General features: G+C 64.4%; 22 protein-coding genes and 1 riboswitch. Of the genes, 12 read left to right on the top strand and 10 right to left on the bottom strand.

Annotated elements, in window-relative coordinates:
• Positions 1–76: 76 nt before the first annotated feature.
• From VPH41_RS07470 to VPH41_RS07450, 5 genes are all read left to right on the top strand, one after another.
• Positions 77–1,663 (top strand): FAD-dependent monooxygenase, encoded by a 1,587-nt coding sequence (locus tag VPH41_RS07470; RefSeq protein WP_328569463.1) that lies wholly within the window; start codon positions 77–79, stop codon positions 1,661–1,663.
• A gap of 97 nt (positions 1,664–1,760) precedes the next feature.
• Complete coding sequence (locus VPH41_RS07465; RefSeq protein ID WP_152284506.1) at positions 1,761–2,114, top strand: ArsC family reductase; 354 nt, start codon at positions 1,761–1,763, stop codon at positions 2,112–2,114.
• A 48-nt stretch (positions 2,115–2,162) separates the two neighbouring features.
• The gene (gene dapE / locus VPH41_RS07460) at positions 2,163–3,299 is read left to right on the top strand and encodes a succinyl-diaminopimelate desuccinylase (protein ID WP_328569462.1); all 1,137 of its coding nucleotides are present in this window, start codon (positions 2,163–2,165) and stop codon (positions 3,297–3,299) included.
• 56 nt (positions 3,300–3,355) lie between these two features.
• Positions 3,356–4,246, top strand: coding sequence for a 50S ribosomal protein L3 N(5)-glutamine methyltransferase (gene prmB, locus VPH41_RS07455; protein WP_287778387.1), 891 nt, complete (start codon positions 3,356–3,358; stop codon positions 4,244–4,246).
• 104 nt (positions 4,247–4,350) lie between these two features.
• On the top strand, positions 4,351–6,345 hold the full coding sequence (locus VPH41_RS07450) for an ATP-binding cassette domain-containing protein (protein WP_328569461.1): 1,995 nt from the start codon (positions 4,351–4,353) through the stop codon (positions 6,343–6,345).
• Positions 6,346–6,383: 38 nt separating this feature from the next.
• Here VPH41_RS07450 and VPH41_RS07445 read toward each other — a convergent pair whose 3' ends face one another.
• A complete protein-coding gene (locus tag VPH41_RS07445) occupies positions 6,384–6,884 on the bottom strand; it encodes a chemotaxis protein CheW (RefSeq protein WP_287778389.1) in 501 nt (166 codons plus the stop codon).
• Between the two features lie 209 nt (positions 6,885–7,093).
• Between VPH41_RS07445 and arfB the strand changes: the two genes are divergently transcribed.
• Positions 7,094–7,492: an alternative ribosome rescue aminoacyl-tRNA hydrolase ArfB gene (gene arfB / locus VPH41_RS07440; protein ID WP_034749850.1), complete on the top strand. Its 399-nt coding sequence runs from the start codon at positions 7,094–7,096 to the stop codon at positions 7,490–7,492.
• On the opposite strand, the gene VPH41_RS07435 is transcribed toward arfB, so the two are convergent.
• Together VPH41_RS07435 and VPH41_RS07430 are read right to left on the bottom strand one after the other, a co-directional pair.
• Positions 7,493–9,352 carry a flagellar assembly protein A gene (locus tag VPH41_RS07435; RefSeq protein ID WP_328569460.1) on the bottom strand — a complete coding sequence of 620 codons (1,860 nt, stop codon included), beginning with the start codon at positions 9,350–9,352 and terminating at the stop codon, positions 7,493–7,495.
• A 157-nt stretch (positions 9,353–9,509) separates the two neighbouring features.
• Positions 9,510–9,899: a hypothetical protein gene (locus tag VPH41_RS07430; RefSeq protein ID WP_152284501.1), complete on the bottom strand. Its 390-nt coding sequence runs from the start codon at positions 9,897–9,899 to the stop codon at positions 9,510–9,512.
• 264 nt (positions 9,900–10,163) lie between these two features.
• On the opposite strand from VPH41_RS07430, the gene ompR reads away from it, so the two are divergent.
• On the top strand, positions 10,164–10,865 hold the full coding sequence (ompR, locus tag VPH41_RS07425; RefSeq protein ID WP_223278807.1) for an osmolarity response regulator transcription factor OmpR: 702 nt from the start codon (positions 10,164–10,166) through the stop codon (positions 10,863–10,865).
• Positions 10,866–10,878: 13 nt separating this feature from the next.
• The gene (locus tag VPH41_RS07420) at positions 10,879–12,237 is read left to right on the top strand and encodes a sensor histidine kinase (protein WP_328569459.1); all 1,359 of its coding nucleotides are present in this window, start codon (positions 10,879–10,881) and stop codon (positions 12,235–12,237) included.
• 44 nt (positions 12,238–12,281) lie between these two features.
• On the opposite strand, the gene VPH41_RS07415 is transcribed toward VPH41_RS07420, so the two are convergent.
• Positions 12,282–12,761, bottom strand: coding sequence for an Imm26 family immunity protein (locus VPH41_RS07415; protein WP_328569458.1), 480 nt, complete (start codon positions 12,759–12,761; stop codon positions 12,282–12,284).
• A 93-nt stretch (positions 12,762–12,854) separates the two neighbouring features.
• Positions 12,855–13,160, bottom strand: coding sequence for a ferritin family protein (locus tag VPH41_RS07410; RefSeq protein ID WP_226941529.1), 306 nt, complete (start codon positions 13,158–13,160; stop codon positions 12,855–12,857).
• Between the two features lie 142 nt (positions 13,161–13,302).
• On the opposite strand from VPH41_RS07410, the gene VPH41_RS07405 reads away from it, so the two are divergent.
• A complete protein-coding gene (locus tag VPH41_RS07405) occupies positions 13,303–14,460 on the top strand; it encodes an iron-containing alcohol dehydrogenase (protein WP_328569457.1) in 1,158 nt (385 codons plus the stop codon).
• A 66-nt stretch (positions 14,461–14,526) separates the two neighbouring features.
• A riboswitch (TPP riboswitch) is annotated at positions 14,527–14,624 on the top strand.
• A gap of 85 nt (positions 14,625–14,709) precedes the next feature.
• Complete coding sequence (locus tag VPH41_RS07400) at positions 14,710–16,887, top strand: TonB-dependent siderophore receptor (protein ID WP_328569456.1); 2,178 nt, start codon at positions 14,710–14,712, stop codon at positions 16,885–16,887.
• On the opposite strand, the gene VPH41_RS07395 is transcribed toward VPH41_RS07400, so the two are convergent.
• The 3 genes from VPH41_RS07395 to VPH41_RS07385 all read right to left on the bottom strand — a co-directional run bounded on the left by VPH41_RS07395 (position 16,884) and on the right by VPH41_RS07385 (position 18,653).
• Positions 16,884–17,432 (bottom strand): ATP-binding protein, encoded by a 549-nt coding sequence (locus tag VPH41_RS07395; RefSeq protein WP_328569627.1) that lies wholly within the window; start codon positions 17,430–17,432, stop codon positions 16,884–16,886. The genes VPH41_RS07400 and VPH41_RS07395 overlap by 4 nt on opposite strands.
• The gene (pnuC, locus tag VPH41_RS07390; protein WP_328569455.1) at positions 17,432–18,043 is read right to left on the bottom strand and encodes a nicotinamide riboside transporter PnuC; all 612 of its coding nucleotides are present in this window, start codon (positions 18,041–18,043) and stop codon (positions 17,432–17,434) included. Before pnuC ends, VPH41_RS07395 begins: the two co-directional genes overlap by 1 nt.
• A gap of 91 nt (positions 18,044–18,134) precedes the next feature.
• Positions 18,135–18,653 (bottom strand): DUF2867 domain-containing protein, encoded by a 519-nt coding sequence (locus tag VPH41_RS07385; RefSeq protein WP_328569454.1) that lies wholly within the window; start codon positions 18,651–18,653, stop codon positions 18,135–18,137.
• A gap of 67 nt (positions 18,654–18,720) precedes the next feature.
• Here VPH41_RS07385 and VPH41_RS07380 point away from each other — a divergent pair, with 67 nt between their 5' ends.
• On the top strand, positions 18,721–19,347 hold the full coding sequence (locus VPH41_RS07380; protein WP_328569453.1) for a TetR/AcrR family transcriptional regulator: 627 nt from the start codon (positions 18,721–18,723) through the stop codon (positions 19,345–19,347).
• 99 nt (positions 19,348–19,446) lie between these two features.
• Positions 19,447–20,196 carry a 4'-phosphopantetheinyl transferase family protein gene (locus VPH41_RS07375; protein WP_328569452.1) on the top strand — a complete coding sequence of 250 codons (750 nt, stop codon included), beginning with the start codon at positions 19,447–19,449 and terminating at the stop codon, positions 20,194–20,196.
• Between the two features lie 16 nt (positions 20,197–20,212).
• Here the strand turns inward: VPH41_RS07375 and VPH41_RS07370 are convergent, their stop codons facing one another.
• The gene (locus VPH41_RS07370; RefSeq protein ID WP_328569451.1) at positions 20,213–20,938 is read right to left on the bottom strand and encodes an SDR family oxidoreductase; all 726 of its coding nucleotides are present in this window, start codon (positions 20,936–20,938) and stop codon (positions 20,213–20,215) included.
• A complete protein-coding gene (locus tag VPH41_RS07365) occupies positions 20,935–22,512 on the bottom strand; it encodes a hypothetical protein (protein ID WP_328569450.1) in 1,578 nt (525 codons plus the stop codon). Before VPH41_RS07365 ends, VPH41_RS07370 begins: the two co-directional genes overlap by 4 nt.
• Positions 22,513–22,564: the final 52 nt, after the last annotated feature.

Genomic DNA, 22,564 nt, shown 5'->3' with positions numbered 1-22,564 from the left:
GCGGGACATTTTCGTTTCCAGAACGCAACTTCAATCGTCCTGCAGCCATCTCCCATCCTGTCCTATACTGGATGGCATGAATACTCCTCCCGTATTGATCGTCGGCGCCGGTCCTACCGGCCTCATGCTTGCCTTGCGCCTGGCGCGCCATGGCGTCGATTGCCGCATCATCGACAAGAACAGCGGACCGGGCCAGGCGTCGCGGGCCATGGCCGTGCATGCGCGCACCTTGGAGTTTTACCAGCAGCTAGGCTTTGCCGACGAGCTCGTCAACCTGGGGATCAAGATCAACGCCATGCACATCCACGAAGGGGGCGAGGAACTGGTCAAGCTGGCGCTGGGCGAGATCGGCGAGGGGCTGAGCCCCTACCCTTTCGTGCTGAGCCTGCCCCAGGACGAACATGAACGCTTTCTCATCAGCAAGCTGGCGGCGGCCGGCGTGCATGTGGAATGGAATGCGGCGCTGGACCTGTGGACGCAGGACGATAGCGAAGTGCAAGCCATTGTGCTCAAGGATGGCGAACGGCAATATTGCACGTTCGACTATATCTGCGGCTGCGACGGCGCCCGCAGCAAGGTGCGCGAGATTGCCGACTTTGACTTTTCCGGCGGCACCTACGATCACCTGTACTACGTGGCCGATGCGCAAGTGGCCGGCAACAACACGGATCTGCACGCCCACCTGGGCGCGAATTCGTTTGCGCTGATGTTGCCCGTGCGCACCAGCGGCATGCAGCGCCTGATCGGCATCCTGCCCGACCGCCCCGATGGCGCGCCGGCGCCCGTCTTCGACGACGTGCGGGAACAGGTGCAAGCCTTGCTGGGCATCCAGGTCGAGCACGTAAACTGGTTTTCCACATATAAAGTGCATCACCGGGTGGCGGGCCAGTTCCGCGCGCGGCGCTGCTTCATCCTCGGCGACGCGGCCCATTTGCACAGTCCCGTGGGCGGCCAGGGCATGAACACGGGCCTGGGCGACGCCGTCAACCTGGCCTGGAAGCTGGCGCAAAAGCTGCACGGCCAGAGCAACGACGCCCTGCTCGACACCTATGAAAGCGAGCGCATCGTGTTTGCCCGCAAGCTCGTCGCCACCACCGACCGCGCCTTCCAGGCCATCGTCGCGCAAGGCATCGCGGGGCAATTCCTACGCCGCTGGCTGGTGCCCCATGCGCTGCCCTTCCTGTCCGGCTTTGGGCGGGCGCGCCGCCTGCTGTTCCAGACGGTGTCGCAAATCCAGATCAGCTATGAAGACAGCGCCCTGTCCGCGGGCCATGCGGAATACCTGCGCGGCGGCGACCGCCTGCCGTGGTTCTCCGATGGCACGCAAGACAATTTCATCGCCCTGCGCAGCATGGATTGGCAATTGCACATCTATGGCGAACCCGCGCCCGAACTGCTGGACGAGGCGCGCGTGCTGAAGCTGCCCGTGCATTGCTACACCTTCAATGTCGCCGCCAAGCTGGCCGGCCTGGGCCGCGACGCGGCCTACCTGGTGCGCCCCGACGGCCATATCGCGCTGGCCCTGCACCTGCAGGAAAGCGGCGCCCTGCGCGCCCTGGCCCTGCGGCTGGGCCTGCATTTCGGCCCGGCGGAGCCAGGCAAGACGGCGCCGCGGCCCGTCCAGGAAAAATTCCGGGACATGTTGCAGCGCCGCATCGAGTAGCGCAACGACTGTATAATGGCGGCTAACATCGCATATCGCGCCAGCGCAAGCGCCGCGATCAAGCGAACCGCATTCATTCCCCGTTAGCCCGACCACTATGACCATTACACTCTACGGTATCCCCAATTGCGATACCGTCAAAAAGGCCCGCACCTGGCTGGCCGCACAGCAAATCGAGTTCACCTTCCACGACTTCAAGAAGCAGGGACTGGAACGCGCCACCGTCGAAGCGTGGCTGGCCCAATTGCCGTGGGATGTGCTGGTCAACAAGAAAGGCACGACCTGGCGCGCCCTGTCCGACGAGCGCAAGGCATCCACCGTCGATGCGGCCAGCGCTTTGGCCCTGATGCTGGAAAATCCGTCCATCATCAAGCGCCCCGTGCTGGACAAGGATGGCCAGTTCAGCGTGGCGTTTTCGGATGCGCAGTACAAGACCCTTTTCTCGCTGTAACCATACTTAGTTGACCACCGGAACGCTGTTGCCGGCACGACCTTACCCATGACCACCTCCAAAACTCTCGCCCTGACCGAAAAACTGATCGCCCTGTCTTCGGTTACGCCCGATGACAAGGGCTGCCAGCAGCACCTGATCGATATCCTCACGCCGCTGGGCTTTGTCTGCGAGACGATACAGTCGAACGACGTCACCAACCTGTGGGCGCGCCGCGGCACCACGTCGCCCGTGTTCGTCTTTGCCGGCCATACGGACGTGGTGCCCACGGGCCCCGTCGAGCAATGGCGCTCGCAGCCGTTCATCCCCACGCACCGCGACGGCAAGCTGTACGGCCGTGGCGCGGCCGACATGAAGACCTCGATTGCCGCCATGGTGGTCGCTTGCGAGGAATTCATCGCCGCCACGCCCGAACACACGGGCTCGATCGCCTTTCTGATCACCAGCGACGAGGAAGGCCCGGCCACGGACGGCACCGTCATCGTCTGCGAGCAATTGAAAGCACGGGGCGAGCAGATCGACTATTGCCTGGTGGGCGAGCCCACGTCGAGCGCGCAACTGGGCGACATGATCAAGAACGGCCGCCGCGGTTCGCTGTCGGGCCGTCTGACGATCAAGGGCGTGCAGGGTCACATTGCCTACCCGCACCTGGCGAAAAACCCGATTCACGAAGCGGCGCAGGCGCTGGCCGACCTGGTCGAGGAGCAATGGGATGCGGGCAACGAGTACTACCTACCGACCACGTGGCAAATGTCCAACATCAATGCGGGCACGGGCGCCAACAACGTGATTCCGGGCGACATGGTGATCGACTTCAACTTCCGCTTTTCCACGGCCAGCACGGCGGAAGGCCTGCAGCAACGAGTCCACGCCATCCTCGACAGGCATGACCTGCAGTACGATTTGCAATGGACCTTGAGCGGCCTGCCCTTCCTCACGCCGCGCGGCACCCTGTCCGATGCGCTGTCCGCCGCCATCGAGCAGGAAACGGGCATCGTGACGGAGCTGTCGACCACGGGCGGCACCTCCGATGGCCGGTTTATCGCGCAGATCTGCCCCCAAGTGATAGAATTCGGGCCGCCCAATGCCAGTATTCACAAGATCGACGAGCACATCGAACTGCGCCACATCGATCCCCTGAAGAATATCTACCGGCGCACCCTGGAGCATTTGCTGCCCGTCTGAACCTGAATACCGAGGCCCGTCACGGCGGGCCAGAACACCGTCTTTTCGAGAATGCCATGACCCCGAACCCGTTTTCCACGCCACGCGACCTGCTGCGCTACGCCGTTACCCGTTTTAATACCGCCAAGCTGTTTTTCGGCCACGGCAGCGCCGAAGCGTTCGACGAAGCCGCCTACCTGGTCCTGCACACGTTAAAGCTGCCGCTCGACCGGCTGGAGCCTTTCCTCGACGCCAAATTGCTGCCGTCGGAAGTGGCCAACGTGATGACCGTCATCGACCGCCGCAGCATCGACCGCGTGCCGGCCGCCTACATCACCAAGGAAGCGTGGCTGGGCACGTATAACTTCTACGTGGACGAGCGCGTGATCGTGCCCCGCTCCTTCATCGCCGAGCTGATCCCCGAGTACTTCTCGCCCTGGGTGCCGGAACCGGACGCCGTGGAAAACATCCTGGAACTGTGCACCGGTTCGGGCTGCCTCTCCATCATGATGGCCGACGCCTTCCCGAACGCCGCCGTGGATGCCGTGGACATTTCCGCCGACGCGCTGGCCGTGGCCAAGCGCAACGTCGACACGTACAAGCTGCAGGACCGCGTCACCCTGATCGAATCGGACCTGTACGCGAACGTGCCGGCCAAGAAATACGATTTGATCATCAGCAACCCGCCGTACGTGAATTCCGCATCGATGGGCGCCCTGCCCCAGGAATACCTGGCCGAACCGCAAATCGCCCTCGACGGCGGCAGCGACGGCATGGACCTGGTGCGCAAGATCATCGCCGGCGCGGCCGAACGCCTGACGGACGACGGCATCCTGATGATTGAAATCGGCAACGAACGCGCCTACGCGGAAGCGGCCTTCGGCGAGCTGGGCCTGACCTGGCTGACGACGAGCGCCGGCGACGACATGGTGTTCCTGCTGACGGCCGAGCAGTTGAAGCTGGGTTAATTGACAAGCGCACTACCTCACTCAACCCAACAGCAAGTGCCGGGGTCGGACCCTCAGGGTCCGACCCCAGATTTGCGCCTTTGGGTTAAAACACAAAGAAAAAAATGATACGTTTCCTACAAGTAAGCCTGATGCGCGGCATCAAACCGTTGCTCGAACAAGTCGACGTCACCCTCAATCCGGGCGACAAGATCGGCCTGATCGGCGCCAATGGCGCGGGCAAATCGAGCCTGTTTGCCATGATGCGTGGCGAATTGCACCCTGACCAGGGCGAAATCGATTTCCCCGCCAAGTGGCGCGTGGCTTACGTGGCGCAAGAAACGCCGCCGCTGGACCGCGCCGCGCTCGACTACGCGATCGACGGCGACGTCACCCTGCGCAAGCTGGAAGCGGAACTGGCGCGCCTGGAATCGGAACCGGCCACGTCGGAAAACGGCATCGCCATCGGCGAGATCTACAGCGCGCTGGCCGACGCCGACGCCTACACGGTGCAGTCGCGCGGCGAGCAATTGCTGCTGGGCCTGGGCTTCACCCTGGACCAGATGCAGCAACCGGTGGCCAGCTTCTCCGGCGGCTGGCGCATGCGCTTGAACCTGGCGCAAGCGCTGATGTGCCCGTCCGACCTGCTGCTGCTCGATGAACCGACCAACCACCTGGATCTGGACGCCATCATCTGGCTGGAAGACTGGCTGAAACGCTACGCGGGCACCTTGCTGATCATTTCCCATGACCGCGACTTCCTCGACGAAGTGGTCAACGTGGTCGTGCACATCGACGAGCGCAAGCTGAAACGCTACTCGGGCAACTACTCGAGCTTCGAGCGCCAGCGCGCGGCGCAGATGATCCTGGCCGCCGGCGCGCTGGAAAAGCAGCAGCGCAAGCGCGCCCACCTGGAATCGTTCGTGAACCGCTTCAAGGCGCAAGCTTCCAAGGCCCGCCAGGCGCAGAGCCGCATGAAGGCGCTGGCGAAGATGGAAGAGCTGGCGCCCTTGCGCGCCGCCGCCGAATTCTCGTTCGAGTTCCGCGAGCCCTTGAGCGCCCCGAACCCGCTGCTGGTGATGGAAGACGTCGATGCCGGCTACAAGATCGAAAACGAAGCGACGGGCGCGGTCACGCATAAAACCATCGTCAACGGCATCAAGTTTTCGCTGCAGATCGGCCAGCGCATTGGCCTGCTGGGCCAGAACGGCGCCGGCAAATCGACCCTGATCAAGACCATCGCCGGCGAACTGATGCCGTTGAGCGGCGACGCCACCATGGGCAAGGGCCTGAACATCGGCTACTTCGCCCAGCACCAGGTGGAAATGCTGCGCCACGACGAATCGCCGCTGTGGCATCTGGCGAAGATCGCCCCGACCGTGCGCGAGCAGGAATTGCGCAACTTCCTCGGCGGTTTCAACTTCCCCGGCAACATGGTGACCGCTTCGATCGCCCCGTTCTCGGGCGGCGAAAAAGCCCGTCTGGCGCTGGCCCTGATCGTCTGGCAGCGTCCGAACCTGCTGCTGCTCGATGAACCGACCAACCATCTGGATCTGGAAACGCGCGAAGCGCTGACGGAAGCGCTGGCCCAGTTCGAAGGCACCCTGGTCGTCGTTTCCCATGATCGCCATTTGCTGCGCGCCACCACCGATGAATTCATCATCGTTGCCGACGGCAAGCTGCAACCGTTCGACGGCGACCTGGACGACTACAAGGACTGGCTGTTCAAGACCAAGCTGGGCAAGGGCACGGACGTGCTGCCGGCCGCCGGCAAGGCCAACAAGACCGACTTCCCGGTGACGTCGTCCGTCCCTGCGCCGACCGCCGCCCCTGCCGCGCCCGTGCGCGACAAGCGCCAGGAAGCGGAAGACCGCCAGAAGGCCGCCGCCCTGCGCAAGCCGATCGAAAACAAGATCAAGCGCCAGGAAGAGCAGATTGCCAAGCGCAACGCGCAAAAGGCGGAAACGGAAGAAAAGCTGGGCGAGCCGACCATCTACGACGCGGCCAACAAGGCCAAGCTGAAGCAATTGCTGGCCGACCAGACCTTCTTCACCAAGGACCTGGCGCAGCTGGAAGCGGAGTGGCTGGACTTGCAGGATCAGCTGGAAAAACTCGGCTAAGGCCAAACACAAAGACGACTCATCGGGTCGTCTTTTTTTTAGGCCACCTGCATGGGACTGGCGCTGCGGATCGCCATCAGGCGGTCGATGTCGACGAGGATCAGCCGGCGCCCCGCCACCGTGCCCAGGCCCAGCAGGTAGTCCGCCTCCGTCTCGCCCAGGCCGGGCACGGCGGCGATGTCGGCGGGGGCCAGGCTGACGATATCGGTGACGCCATCGACCACCATGCCCATCACGCCATTGCTCAGCTGCAGGATGATCACGTCGGTGGACGGGTCGGGTGCGCCCTGGGCGCTGCCGAACGCGGCGCGCATGTCGACGATGGGGATGATCACGCCGCGCGACACGGCCACGCTGTGCAGCACTTCCCCTTCCGACGAAAAACGGTCGAGCTCCTTGAGCGGGCGCAATTCCCGCACGCAGCGGTAATCGAGGCCGTATTCCAGGCCACCCAGCCGGAAGCTCAAGTACTGCGTCAGGTATTGCGCGGTGCCAGCTTCGGCCGTTGCTGCGGCGCCAGGCGTAGTCGTGGGCTGCATGATGATCCTTTCATCCGGTAAGCGCTGCCAGGATGCGCAGTGGCGCAACGATGCAACTTTGGCCCCATGCTAACCAGCATCGCCCTGGGCGGCGTTGAGAAAGCGCAACTTTCCCGGAAGACATCATCGCCTGCCGCCACGGCCTTGCGCCGGCGCAGTTCCGCGCCACTTGCCTTACAATACGGACATCGTTTCCCCACAGGCCGGCCATGCAACACCTCGTCAACCCCGCCGAAGTCGAATTTTCCGCCATCCGCGCCCAGGGCCCGGGCGGGCAGAATGTCAACAAGGTTTCCAGCGCCATCCATTTGCGCTTCCCCATCGCCGCCTCGTCGCTGCCGGAAGCGTACAAGGAACGGCTGCTGGCTCTGCGCGACAGCCGCATCAGCAAGGATGGCGTGCTGGTGCTCAAGGCGCAGCAGTCGCGCAGCCAGGAACAGAACAAGGAAGAAGCCTTGCGCCGGCTGCAGGAAATCATCGACAGCGTGACTTTCCTGCCCGCCGTGCGCCGCGCCACCAAGCCCACGCGCAGCTCGCAGCGGCGGCGCCTCGACAGCAAGAGCACGCACAGCGTGCTGAAGCAGTCGCGCGGCAAGGTCACGGACTGATTACGGCGGTGGCGAGTACGTCCAGTCCAGGCTGCCCGTGCTGTCCGCAAACACGGGCTGCGTGGCCGGCGTGGCGCTGCGCAGCAGCGCCTTGATTTCCTTGGGCGGCCGGTCGTAGACCTTGGCCGGCCCGGGCGGCACGACCAGCGCGCGCACGGCCGTTTCGCCATCGATCAGACCCAGGGTGCAGCGCGTCTGGCCGGCCGCCGCCTGCCGTTCCTGGCGCACCTGCGCCACCAGCGCCAGCATCTGCGCGTGCATGATTTCCGACTGCTTGACGTCCACGCGCAGCCGCGCCACTTCCTTCAGCACGGGCGCGATGCGCGCGGCCAGCTTGTCGTACTGCAGCTGCTGCGCCGGCTGCAGCTGCAGCTCGCCGCGCCGCAGCTGGCCCGCCAGGGTCAGGTAATTGCGCACCTCGGGCAATTGAGCAATGGCATCGATTTCCTGCTGGCGCTTGTGCTGCACCTGCAAAAACTGCGCGGCCTTTGCCAGGCCGTCCGCGATCCGTTGCTCCAGCGGGCCCAGGTCGGGCACCAGCGGGAACAGCAGCATCTCCACCTGCTTGCGGGGACCGGCGCTGCCGATGCGGATGGTGCGTGCCGCCACGGCGCAGCCTTCGGCCAGCTCGATGACGACCTCGTCGGCGATGATCTCGCAATTGCTGGCACTGTCGATCACCACGCGCGTGCCGGCGATGACGCAGCTTTCGGCCCGCTTCAAGTGGATTTCGCCGCTCAGCGCCTGCAGCACGGAACCGGAAGCCACGCCCTCGACGCGCACGTCGCCATGCTCGTTGAAGGCCGTGCCGCCCACCAGGTTGCGCTTGAGCCATATCAGCCCGCCATGCGAGTGCAGATGGCCATACACGTCGCCATGGATGGTAATGTCGCTGCCGTCGAGCTGGCGCTGCTCCTGCACTTCCCCATATTCCTCGTAGGCGGCGCGCAGCTTCAGGTTGCCCGTGGTACGGCTGCTGACGCCTTCGCGGCTGACGATCTTGTTTTCGATGGAGATCTTGCCGTGCTCATCGACATTCACATAGCCATCCTGCGTAGCGACGACGTAATCGCCATCGCTGAAATGCTCGACCGCCGTGCCCACCCCCGCCACCGTGGCCAGGTCCAGTTCCAGCGGCGCGGGCGGCGGCAGCGCCTTGCCGGCCAGGTCGTAGCCGGGCAAGCCGGGCGTGCCCGGCAGCAGGCGCAGCAGGCGCGCATGTTTTTTCACTTGCGGAAAGCGGTTCTTGAAACTGAGCAAATCCAGCCGGCCATCGGAGCGTTCGCGCGGCGCATCGTCGCGGTGGATGCCTTGCGACACTTCGACCAGTTGCGCATCGTGTCCCGGCTGTGGCGGCAGCGTGCGCGCCACCGTGATGCGCTCGGCCTTGCCGCTGTCGAGAATGGCCCGCACGGCCACGCCATCGATGCCGTAGTGCACGCCCTTGCCCCACAGGTCGGCCACCAGCTCGTCAAACTCGCGGCGGGCCGGCATCTGGCCATCCGCGTCAGGGGCCAGCGCTTCAAAGTAAAACTCGGCGCTGTCGCCGCGGATCTTGATCTGTTTATACAGCGCGCGGCGCTGGGGCGGAAATGGCGCCACCCTGGCGGCAATGCGCAGCAAGGCGTCGCCTTTGGGGGCGGCGCGGGGCGCGGGCGCATGAAACAGGGTCAGCAGGAACAAGCCGTAATCGAGGCCCGCCAGCAGCTGCCCCGACAGGAACAGCTGGTCCACGGCGGCGCGCAACTGCGCGGGCGCCAGGGACAGGTCGAAGTACACGCCCGCGTCGCGCTGGACCAGGCCATGCGGCAAGCCGCCAGCCTGGACCGCATCAGGAACGGGTGTGTCGTCGTCGCTCACGCCTTGCCTCCCCAGCAACAAATTCAGAGAATTGCCTCAGTGCACTGAACAATATCACGGGGCGTGGCCGTGTGCCTGACTCGGCAAAAATGTGTTTGCCAGATGCAAACAGGGCCATGTCTTGCGAGATGGCCCTGTCGGATGGGAGGCGCGAAGCCTAGCGGCGCGGGGGATTCGAGTAGATATCCTGGCCCACTTCATTGATCTGGCGGCGCAGGTCGCGCCGTTCGTCGGGCGTCATGCGGCCCGTGCGGCGCGAGGCATCGGCGCCTTCGTTGGCGCGGCGCTGCTCTTCGGCGCGCGTGTCGAAACTGCGTGCGTCACGCTGTTCGCGCAGTCGCGTATCATTGCTGTTACTGCGCTGTACCTGTTCATACCGCTGGGCCTGCATTTGCTGCTGGTCGTCACGGCGAGGCGGCGGCTGGTTTTGTGCCAGCGCCACGCTGGCGGCGAACACGGAGCAAACGGCAAATGCGGACAGCACAGTCGTACGTGCGGCAATAGCTGCGCTGGGAGCGGCGTGAATTTTTTTAGTAAAGATATTCATTGAGTTCCTCTTCCGCGATGCCGTATAAACTTAAAGCTGATTTCCACTGTGGCCCCAGTGTATGATGCTTTACACGGTGCAGTAAGAGTAATTGGGTAAAGTTTGTAACACTTTGTAATGGGTCGCCACAGCCCCTTGCCGACGCCGCGCGAGGCGTTACTATAGCAACTAATATAAGATAACACGACACCCTAAATGACCACAACCTCCACATCCGGCAGCAATACAACAACGCAATCGATCCACGGCCACCAGGCAAAAATCATGGTGGTCGATGACGATGTGCGCCTGCGCGACCTGCTGCGCCGCTACCTGACCGAACAGGGCTTCAATGTCTTTACGGCAGAGAGCGCGACGGCCATGAACAAGCTGTGGCTGCGCGAACGCTACGATTTGCTGGTGCTCGACCTGATGCTGCCCGGCGAAGACGGCCTGTCGATCTGCCGCCGCCTGCGCGGCGCGGGCGACCAGACGCCGATCATCATGCTGACGGCCAAGGGCGAGGACGTGGACCGCATCGTGGGCCTGGAAATGGGCGCCGACGATTACCTGCCGAAACCGTTCAACCCGCGCGAGCTGGTGGCCCGCATCGGCGCCGTGCTGCGCCGCAAGGGTCCCGATGAAATCCCGGGCGCGCCGTCGGAAACGCCGCAAACCTTCGAGTTCGGCGACTTCGTGTTGGACCTGGGCACGCGCACCCTGAAAAAGAATGGCGAAACGGTGCCCCTGACCACGGGTGAGTTTTCCGTGCTGAAAGTGTTTGCCCGCCATGCGCGCCAGCCCCTGTCGCGCGAGAAACTGATGGAACTGGCGCGCGGCCGCGAATACGAAGTGTTCGACCGCAGCCTGGACGTGCAGATTTCGCGCCTGCGCAAGCTGATCGAGCCGGACCCGTCGAGCCCGCTGTTCATCCAGACCGTGTGGGGCCTGGGCTACGTCTTCATCCCGGACGGACAGCCGCGCTGATCGCTGGCGAGGCATGATGAAGCTTGTTCCCGATATCAGCCTGGCGCGGCTGAAAAGCGGCCTGTTCTGGCGCACCTTTTTGCTGCTCGGCACCTTGACCACGGTCAGCATGATCACCTGGATCGGCATGATTTCCGTCATCCAGCGCGAGCCGCAGGCGCAGCAGATTTCCGCCCAGATCATTTCCGTCGTCACCATCACGCATGCGGCACTGACGCACTCGGCGCCCGAGCTGCGCCGCGAGCTGCTGTTCGACCTCGTCAGCAACGAAGGCATCCGCATCTTCTCGCTGGAAGAGGACGACCGCATCGAGCCGCCGCCCGACAATTACCTGATGCCCGACATCGAGGCGCTGGTGAAGGCCAAGCTGGGCAAGGACACGCGCTTTTCCGCGCGCGTCAACGGCGTGGCCGGCTTCTGGGTCAGCTTCAAGATCGACGATGACGAGTACTGGCTGATGCTGGACCGCGAGCGCCTGCGCGGCCTGACGGGCTTCCAGTGGCTGGGCTGGGCCAGCCTGGTGTCGCTGCTGTCGCTGCTGGGCGCAGCCATCATTTCCAGCCTGATCAATCTGCCGCTGTCGCGCCTGACGGCGGCCGCGCGCGACATCGCCAAGGGCAAGCAGCCGGCGCCGTTGCCGGAAAAAGGCCCGATCGAGATCATCGAGGCAAACCGCAGCTTCAACCAGATGGTCGACGATCTGAAACAGGTGGAATCGGACCGCGCCGTGATCCTGGCCGGCATCTCGCACGATTTGCGCACGCCGCTGGCGCGCATGCAGCTGGAAGTGGAAATGGCGAACCTGTCGGACGAGGCGCGCGAAGGCATCCAGTCCGATATCGGGCAGATGGACGCGATCATCGGCCAGTTCCTCGACTACGCCAAGCCGACGGAAGCGTCGAGCTTTACCGATGTCGACCTGAGCGGCTTGCTCAGCGACATGGCGCGCGAAGCCATGCGCCTGCCCGACATCAAAATCAACGCCACCATCGCCGACGGCGCGCATGCGATGGGCAATCCCACCGACCTGCGCCGCGTGCTGAACAACCTGATCGAAAATGCGCGCCGCTACGGCAAGACGCCGGGCAGCGATGTAACGGAAATCGACATCGCCTGCCAGGTGCGCACCAGCCATGGCGTGAAAAAGGTGATTATCGAGGTGCAGGACCACGGCACGGGCGTGCCGGCGGAAAAGATCGAGCAATTGATGAAGCCGTTCACCCGCCTCGACACGGCGCGCGGGCAGGCAAACGGCGCAGGCCTGGGCCTGGCCATCGTCGACCGGGTGCTGCTGCGCCATGGCGCCGAATTGCAGGTGCGCAACCGCGAGGGCGGCGGCCTGGCGTTTCAGATCAGCTTGCCAGCGGTGTAGTCCGACATGCCGGGGTCAGTCCAGTCGGGCCTGACCCCGCGCAATCAAGCCGACGCCTGCTCCTGCGCCAGCAATTTATTCATCAGCAATTCCGTTGCCCCGTAGCCGTACAGGGAATCGCTTTCCATGCCCGGCGTGTCGAAGGGAATCGATTCTTCACGGTCCAGCTTGGCTGGGTCCCCGTCCGCATAGCTCGCGCGCCAGGCGCGCTGCAGGGATTCATTGCGGCGGATAAAGGCCGGCATGGGCCAGGCAGCGCGCTCCCAGTGGCGGCTGTCGCCCAGCAGGGGCCAGCGCTCGTTGAGCAGGGCCATGTCGCCCGTGCGCAGGCGGCGTACGGCCTGTTCCGGCCGCAAGCTTTCCAGTTCTTCCAGTGCCGGCAGGCTGTCGCGCTTAGGCCCGAACATATAGGCCAGCATGATGCGTCCGGCGGGCGCCGTGCGCGCCACCACGCCGACGGCATAGCCGCCGCCCGGCAAGGGCACGGCAAACCAGCTGCCTTCGCGGTATGGTAATGATCTCATCGTTGCAAACTCCCCCAAAATCGTGTTCGGGGCACAGTCTACGCGAAGCGCTGCCAATGTGGCGCATGGTACGTCACAGCAACAAACCAATAGTTACAATATTTTCTCGTCATAGTGATACTGGGCAACAATCGGCCCCGCCTTGAACAGCGCTTCCTTCATGGCCGTGTCCAGGCGCGCGTCGCGGCGGCGCATCCATTCGAGCAGCATGGCCGCTTCCTTGCGGCTGGTGTCGCCCGCATGCGCGAGCACGCGGCGCAGTTCCGGGTCCGTGCACGCCTCGAAACGCTGGCTGTTCAAGTCCAGCGCCTGCAGCGCGGCGATGGTGGCGCCGATGGCGCGGTGCATGTCGAGTGCCGTGGCCGGCAAGCCCGTTTCTTCCAGTGGGACGGTGGTCATGCGCATTCCTTTTCGCGTGTTGGTGACATCGGCTGCATTCTCCACCGCGCGGACGAAAAGCTCAAGCGTCCACGACACGTTTCCATCCGTTCGGCCATAATCATGGCTCAGCAACAGCCTAAACCTCAGCGGCAGGAGCCCCATGTTCAATTTCGACTTTTACAATCCGACGCAAATCCTCTTCGGCCAGGGCCAGATCGCCGCCATCGCCGGCCTGATCCCGCCGCAGGCGCGCGTCCTGATGACCTACGGCGGCGGCAGCATCAAGCAGAACGGCGTCTACGATGAAGTCAAGGCGGCGCTGGCCGGCCATACGGTGCTCGAGTTTGCCGGCATCGAACCCAATCCCAGCTATGAAACGCTGATGCAGGCCGTCGCCATGGTGAAAAGCGAGCGCATCGATTTCCTGCTGGCCGTCGGCGGCGGTTCCGTGGTCGATGGCACCAAGTTCATCGCCGCGGCCGCCCTGCACGAGGGCGAAGCGTGGGACATCCTGGCCAAAGGCGGCAAGATCGTCGAGGCCGCCCTGCCCTTCGGCACCGTCCTGACCTTGCCGGCCACGGGGTCCGAAATGAATGGCTCGGCCGTGATCACGCGCAAGGCCACGCAGGAAAAGCGCTCGTTCATGAGCCGCAAGGTGTATCCGAAATTCTCCGTGCTGGACCCGTCGAAGACCTTTACCCTGCCGCTGCGCCAGGTGGGCAATGGCGTCGTCGATGCGTTTGCACATGTGATGGAACAGTATCTGACCTACCCTGTGAACGCGTCCGTGCAGGACCGCTTCGCCGAAGGCATCTTGCTGACCCTGATCGAGGAAGGCCCGAAAGCGCTGTCGCACCCGGACGACTACGACGTGCGCGCCAACGTGATGTGGAGCGCCACCCTGGCCTTGAACGGCCTGATCGGCGTGGGCGTGCCGCAGGACTGGTCCACGCACGCCATCGGCCACGAATTGACGGCCCTGTACGAACTCGACCACGCGCAGACCCTGGCCATCATCCTGCCCAGCATGCTGCGCGTGCGCAAGCAGGCCAAGCGCGCCAAGCTGCTGCAATACGCGGCCCGCGTGTGGGGCCTGGACGGCGGCGACGAGGAGGGCCGCATCGAAGCCGCCATCGCGCGCACGGAATTCTTCTTCCGCCACATGGGCGTCAAGACGCGCCTGGCCGACTACGGCCTGAACCACGCCAGCGTGGACGCCGTCGTGTCCGCGCTGGAAGCGCACGGCATGACGGCGCTGGGCGAACAGCGCGAAGTGACGCCCGCCGTCAGCCGCAAGGTGCTGGAACTAAGCCTGTAGTTGCGGGCGACACTGTTGTAAAACGGTCAGCCAGGGGGACAGGCGGCCGTGGTTCATGCTAAGCTGTCATTTCGCTAGGGGTCCTGGAGTCGTTATCCGGGTGAGAGATACCCTTCGTACCTGATCTGGATAATGCCAGCGAAGGAAAGCGCAAAGTACCTCCCTCCTTTGATAGCTCCTGCGTTGGCGCCAGCCGAACAAGCAGCCTGCCGTGCTCTTTTCCGAGACGGCTTGAACCACGAGCAATCTATGTCCACACCGAATTTATCTGCGCATTTTTCCCGTCCTGTATTGACCCTGGCGATCCTGCACGCGTTTGCCGCGCCCGCCTTTGCCACGAATGACACCACCGAAGCGGCCGACCCGCAAGCCCAGAGCATGACCGAAGTCATCGTCACGGCCAGCAAGGCGCCGGCCGCCAAGCGCGCATCCGTGGGCGGCTTCAGTGACGCGCCGCTGCTGCAGACGCCCGCGTCCGTCACCGTCATTTCGCAAAAAGACATGCAGGACTTGCAGATCCGTAATCTCAGCGATGCCGTCAAGCTCGACACCAGCATCAACGACGCCTACAACGCCGTCGGCTATGCGGAACAGTTTTCCATCCGCGGCTTCAAGCTCGACAACAATTCCAGCTACCGCAAGGATGGCGTGGCCATTCCAGGCGACACGCAAATTCCGCTGGAAAACAAGGAACGCATCGAAGTGCTGAAGGGCCTGGCCGGCTTGCAGGCAGGCGTGGCCGCGCCGGGCGGCGTGATCGACTTCATCGTCAAACGCCCCACCGCCGCACCGCTGCGCAGCGTCACAGTAGAAACGCGCGAGCGGGGCACCGTGTATGGCGCCGTCGACCTGGGCGGCCGCCTGGAAGACACGCGCTTCGGCTACCGGATCAACGTGGCGGCCGAGCGCCTGCGCTCCTACATCAAGGGCGCCGATGGTAACCGCAAGTTCATTTCCGGCGCCTTCGACTGGCAAATCTCGCCGCAGGCGCTGCTGCAGATCGATGCCGACTACCAGGACAAGGCGCAGGCGACGGCGCCCGGCTTCCAGCTGCTGAACAACACGACCTTGCCGACCGGCATCAGCGCCGACGCCATGCTCAACCTGCAGCCGTGGACGCGTCCCGTGGAAACCGTCACCAGCAATCTCGGCCTTCGCTTCCAGTACGCGTTCAGCGACGACTGGCACGCCACCCTGTCGGCCAACCAGCACTCGTTCAAGCGCGACGACTACACGGCCTTCCCGTACGGCTGCAGCGCGCAAGACCTGTACCCCGGCTTCTGCGGCAATGGCGACTTCGACGTGTACGACTACCGCAGCCTGGGCGAGACGAAAAAACCGCTGAGCGCGCAAGCCATGATCCAGGGCAAGTTCGCCACCGGTTCCCTGCGCCATGAATTCACGGCCGGCGTATCGACCTTCCGCCGCAAGGACCGCGCCGGCCTGTACGTGTACGACTGGGCTGGCGTGAGCAACATCTACCACCCGCAGATCGTCGACATGTCGACGGGCGTGCAAGGTCCCGTGCGCCTGGTACGCAAGGACACGGAAAACTCCGTCTTCGTGCAGGATATCGTCAGCCTGGCGCCGAACTGGAAGCTGCATGGCGGCTTGCGCCATATCAATGTCGATGGCTACCAGTACGTATTGAAGGCCGATACGGAAATCCGCGCCAAGCACGATTTCCTGCTGCCCAACGTCTCGCTCGTCTACACCCCGCTCGACAATCTGTCCGTGTATGCGGCCTATTCGCAAGGCATGGAACATGGCGGCACGGCCGACCGCAAGGCCGTCAACGCCAACGTGGAATTGTCGCCCAGCCGCTCGAAGCAGGTCGAACTGGGCGTGAAGATGGACGTGACGCCGGACTTCATGGTGGCGGCCAGCCTGTTCCAGATCCGCAAGGGCCTGGAATTCAACCAGTACGTCGACAGCAGCAAGAGCGCCTACAACTTCGTGCGCGAAGGCCAGGCGCAGCACCGTGGCCTGGAATTGTCGGCCCAGGGCAAGGCATCGTCCAGCCTGAGCCTGGGCGCGTCCGTGACGGCCCTGAACAGCCAGCAGTCGGGCACGGGCAATGCGGACCTCGACGGCAAGCGCGTGCCCAACGTGCCCGCCTTCAAGGCGGCCGTGCATGCGGACTACGCCGTGCAGCAGGTGGCGGGCCTGAGCGTGAACGGCAGCTGGGAATATGCGGGCAAGAAAGCGTTTGAGTACAACAACACGACCTTCGTGCCGTCGTACAACGTGTTCAACCTGGGCGCCGCCTACGCCACGCGCATCGCCGGCACGCGCGCCGTGCTGCGCGCCGCCGTCAACAACGTGGCCGACAAGTTCTACTGGCGCGACGTGACGCCGGAATCGGATGGCTATCTGTACCCGGGCGCCAGCCGCACGTTCAAGGTTTCGGCGCAGTTCGACTTTTAATTGAGGGAAATGGCAGGCGCCACAGCAAGCGCCTGCTGCAGCAAAGGCGCCGCCTGTTCCAGGCGCGCCTCCAGGCTGTCGTGCAGCACGTGGTAGACGATGCCGCGTGCATCGAGCTTGTCGAGCAGGTAGCGGTAGATCAGCTGGCGCACGGCTTCGGACTCGCGCTGCAAGCCATCGGCCACCCACGGGCTGTCGGGCGCCGTCACCAAGGTCAGGTCGTACTGCGTGGCATCGGCCAGCGCCGCCAGCGGCGCGTCCGCGCCATTGAAATAATGGCGGCTGTAGACCACCGTCATCAACGGCGTCGTGTCGCAAAACAGGAAGCGGCGGGCGTGGGCGGCAGCGGCCGCTTCCCGTTCGACTTGCGTGCGCGCAATGCCGAACTGGTCGGCCGCCACGGGCACCCGGCCCTGCGTCTCGACGAACTCGCGCAAGTATTCCGGCACCCAGACGGTGCCGTGGCGCTCGGCCAGGGCGGCCGCCAGGGTCGACTTGCCCGACGATTCCGCGCCCAGGATCGCCACGCGCACCAAAGGCGCCATCACTTGAGTACCATGGCGCCGGGCGCGGCTGGCGCCGATTTTTTCCACGCCAGCAAGCCGATGATGGCCATGACCACGAAAAAGGCGTACAGCACGGCCGTCAGGGTCAGGCCCTTGTGCACGTACAGCCACACGTACAGCACGTCGACGATGATCCAGGCGATCCAGTTTTCCAGTTTTTTGCGCGACAGCAGGAACTGGCCCACCAGGCTGCCGGCCGTGAGGAAGCCGTCCGCATGGGGCACATCCGTGTCCGTCGTCGTCAGCAGCCAGGCGATGAGCAGGAAGCCGATCAGCCAGCCCGCGGCGCAGGCCAGCCAGCCGCGTCCATCGAGGCGCGTGACGGGCAGGATCTTGCCGCCGCTGGCCGGATGCAGCCACTGGTACCAGCCCCAGAACGAGACGCTGATGAACAGCAGTTGCAAGGCCATGTCGCCATACAGGCGCGATTCGAAAAACACGAAACCGTAGGCGGCGGAGGAAATGATGGCGAACAGCCACGCCCAGTGATTCTGGCGGATGTTCAGCGCAACGGTTGTCAGTGCCAGGACAAAGGAAATCAGTTCAAGCGGCGTGGTGGCAAAACCCAGCAGGAGAAGCGTATCGTTCATGGGAATCGTGATGAGGCTGGTGGTGCAGTATGCAATACCGGCCATGAATAAGCAAGATTGCCCGCACCGTCACGCTCCCTGCTCAGACCGCTCAGGCAAAGCCTTGCCTGACGGCCCGTGCCAGCGAACGCCGCACGATCAGCTTGTGGAAGGGCCGGATCAGCAGGATGTAGGCGCGCCCCACCCAGTTGTGACAGCGCACGACGCTGGCCACGGTCACGCTGCCATGCCGCCCCGCGTCCCTGTTGCGCAGCACCGACAGGCGGAAGTCCAGGTGGCTGTCATCCTCGCCCACGATGATCTCGTCGTCGCTGACGGCATAGATGCGGAAGATGCCGATGCGCTTGCCTGGCTTCGCTTCCAGCTGCCTGGCCGTCTGGATGCCGAAGCGCGCCACGATGGCGTCGCGCAGCACCATCAGGCTGCGCGCCCAGCCCGGCTGGCTGCCCAGCAGCTGGCGCGCCAGGCTCTGCATGTCCATCTGGCGCGCCTGCGCGGTGGGCAACCCCACGGCGTACGCGTCGGCCAGGTTGCTGCCCGGATACAAGGGGGCGATGCCGGCACCGGGCGGCAAGGCCACGGCGCGAACCACGTTGCTCATCTCTTGCATATGCTCTCCATGTGTTCAGTGATAACATGGCCATCATACACGACAATGTGAACAGCGATAACATAGAATGACGACAACGACTACCTATCATCACGGCAACCTGCGCGACACCCTGGTCGCCACCGCCATCGCGCAACTGGCGCAGCAGCACGACGCCGCCCTCTCGCTGCGCGAACTGGCGCGCACGGTGGGCGTGTCGATCGCCGCCGTGTACCGCCACTTCCCCAGCAAGGAAGCCCTGCTTGCCCAGGTGGCGGCGGCCGGCTTCGCCAGCCTGGTCGCCAAGTGGGAGGCGGAACTGCCGCCGCCGGCCAGCCTGCCCGCCGAGCAGCGTTTCCAGCTACTGGGCCAGCAATACATCGAATTCGCGCTGGCCGCGCCCGCCCACTACCGGCTGATGTTCGAGCACCAGGACGTGCGCCAGTTTCCCGCCCTGCAGGAGGCGGCGCAGGCGTGCTTTCACTATGTGCTGCAGACGGCCGGCGCGGCCGTGCGCGAAGCGGGCCTCGACGCGCGCTGGGACAAGGCCGCCGCCAGCGCCGGCTGGTCGCTGGGCCACGGCTACGTGATGCTGCTGCTCAGCGGCCGCCTGGCCATGACGGACGGCGGCGACGAGCTGTCGCCCGCCATGGTGCCGCGCTTCTTCCAGTTGCCGGTGGCGGCGCTGCAGCAGGCCCCGCATGGGACGCCATGACAGTCATCCCGTTGCGCAGCCGCGGCGATGGGCGGCAATGTCGTGCGCGATGGCGGCAATCGGGTAGTCTATGTCCATTTCCATGAAAGAGCGGGTGCAATGAAGCGTGCAGAAATGATCATGGCCGGGACGCAGCAGCTTCCCCTGCCGTTCATCCACGAAGCGGGCGACAGCGACGGGGGCGCACTGCCCATCACCATCATTCATTACCAGCCGTATCCCTTCCGCGCCGCCGCCTTTCATGAACATGGCATCGCCCTGCCCGCCGCTATCGCGCACAGCGTGCCGAAACGGCAAGCGGAGTATTTTTTCGGACGGCTGGCGGCGCGCGCCGCGCTGGCGCGGCTGGACCTGGCCGGCGGACAGATCGGCACCGGCCCGTCGCGCCAGCCACTGTGGCCTGCCGGGGTGGCAGGCAGCATCAGCCACGCCGGCGGCTATGCCGCCGCGGTCGCCTTGCCGGCCCGGCATCACGAAGCCATCGGCATCGACATCGAGGCGGTAGTCGGTGCGGACATGCGCGAAGCATTGCTGAACACGGCGATTGGCGGGCCGGAGCTGGCCGTGCTGCTCCAGCTCAACAATGCAAATACCCTGGAGTTTCTGGTGACGGTGGTGTTTTCTGCCAAGGAAAGCTTTTTCAAGGCCGCCTTTCCCACGGTCGGCTATTACTTCGATTTCAGCGCCGTCACGTTGATCGCGTTCGACCAGGCCCGGCGTACCCTGACGTTTCGCATCGACCAGGCGCTGTCGCCACGCCTGCACGCCGGCGCCCGGTTTTGCGTCTATTACGACTTGCTCGATGCACACACCGTCATCACGCACTGCGGCTGGCGGGGATGGGTGTGATTTCCCCGCACCGCCGCTAGGAGCCCTGCGAGGTGGACGTGACGAAGATTTCGCGCATGCACACGTTCTGCGGCAACTGGTAGGCAAACGCGATGATGCCCGCCACATCTTCCGGGGCGAGCAGGGAATCGAGCGTGCCCAGCCACTGCTCGAACATGGCGCGCGCCGGCGCCGAGGTGGTGCTGTGCAGCAGGGGCGTCTCGACGACCCCGGGCGAGACGGTGCTGACGCGAATATTGTGCGCAGCCATGTCCAGGCCCAGTGCCGCCGTGTAGCCGTGCACGGCAAACTTGGAGGCACAATAACCGGCATGCATGGGAAACGCCTGGCGGCCGGCGATCGAGCTGACGTTGAACACCGTGCCGCGCCGCTGGCGCAGCATGCCGGGCAGCACGCACTGAATCAGATTGACGCTGCCGACGACGTTGGTATTGAGCATCTCGGCAAACTCCGCCGCATCCTGCCCGGCGGCATCGGCCAGCCGCATGACGCCGGCACTGTTGACCAGGCAGTCAACGGCGCTATAGCGCTGCTCCGCCAGGCGCACGGCGTCCTGCGCCGCCGCGGCGTCGCCCACGTCCAGCGCGGCGCAGATGGACTGCGGCAAGTCCAGCGCCTCCAGCGCCGCCTTGCGGCGGCCGATCAGCAGCAGCGGATGGCCGGCGGCGCTGAATCGCCGCGCCACCGCCGCGCCGATCCCGGAACCGGCGCCGGTCACCACCACGAGCGGCAGGCCGCTCAACTGGCCATCCTGGCGGGACGCTTGCGCTGCGCGCGGTCCTGCACGTCGGCATACATTTCTTTCACCGCATTGGCGGTGAAATGCGCCATGTATTCATCGAAGCCGCCCTTGTGCACGATAGGCAGCGGCGGCACCGGCGACTTGCCGAGCAGGGCCTGGTACAAGGGGGCGATCGGATCGTTCTTGTGCGCCTGGCGGAAGCCATTGGCCGTCACCGCCGCGTTTTCGGCGCCCGAAATCGATGCGGTAGGCGTCATGTCCTCGGGGCTGACGCCGATCTGCGTCTTCACGAACTGCATGTGTTCGTCGCGCCAGGTACGGACGTACTGATGCATGTACACCACCTGGCGCAGGATGTCGGCACGCGGGTCGCCGTGCTGCTGCAGCAGCGCCAGCACGATCTGCTGCAGCCGCTCGTCGTCGGCCGCCAGCTGTTCGTCCATCGCCGCCAGCTGCAGGCGCAGGGACTTGACCAGCGACGGATAGATCGTCAGGAACAGCCCCTTGCGCAAGTTGTGCGAATGCGAGCCGCTGGTGATGCCCAGCGCCGGACGGATGGCGAAATACGCTTTCGGGCTGAGCGTGCGGACGATGGGACGGATATTGTCGGTCACCACCTGCAGCAGCTTGCTGCACAGGGCCAGCGAGCGCGCGTGCGCGCCGAACGTGCCCTGCTCGTTGCCCAGCAAGGCCACGATGATCTCGCTGGCCACTTCATTGACCAGGCCCACCAGCACTTCGCTGATCTGGTGGTAGGCGCGGAACTGCATCAGGCAGGTCGGGTCCTTGAGGTCGACGCAGTTGACCGCTTCGCGCACCTCGTCGTTCTGGATCAGGCGCTGATAGAACGTCGCGACATCCTCGCCCGGTTCGCGCACCACGCCGGGCAGGCGCACCTGTTCCATCGCGCTGAGCCAGATCGCTTCATAATTGCTGTTGACGAAGCTGTGGAAGAATACAAAGCGCTGCGGATCGTCGAGATCCTTGTCGCCCAGGTCGCTGTGCTGCTCGGTGGCCTCGGCCCGCAGGATGGCGTGCATGCGGGCCGCCTGCACCAGATAGTCCTGGAATACGACCGAATCGCGGATGCTGATGCTGTCGCCCTGCCGGCCGCCCTGGTCCACCTGCACCAGCAGCTGCGACAGGCTGTACAAGGTTTCGTGGAAACGATTGGCCCAGCCGATCTTCAGCGAAGCATCGGCCATATGGCCGCGCTTGACGTCGTCGGTGATGCGGCGCGCCAGCACCACCAGGTTGTTCAGGCAAATCTCGGCGCCGCGGAAGATGGCGATGGCCGCGCGGGCCGGCACCTCGTGGCCGCTGTTATTGATCAGGCGGTCCAGGTATTTAATACCATGCAATAACTCGTAATTCGCCAGCACCGCGGTACAGTCGATCTCGCCATTGGTGGCAAACGCGGCGCGGCGATGGCGGATTTCTTCCTCGTCAAACGACTTGGCCAGCAGCTTGGTAGTAGCGTGTTCCTCGGTGACGGGCAGATTGCTTTTGCTCTGCAAGTACGCGCGCACATCGTCCAGGATGGCTTGCGTGGCAGAGACGGTTGGGGTTTCCATTGAATTCCTCATAGGCGACATGGTCAGGGCCGCAGGCATCAGCCGACGGGCG

It is taken from the genome of Janthinobacterium sp. P210006, from assembly GCF_036231885.1.
GTDB classification, from domain to species: Bacteria; Pseudomonadota; Gammaproteobacteria; order Burkholderiales; family Burkholderiaceae_D; genus Janthinobacterium; species Janthinobacterium violaceinigrum.
This window is presented reverse-complemented; position numbering and strand designations above follow the sequence as displayed.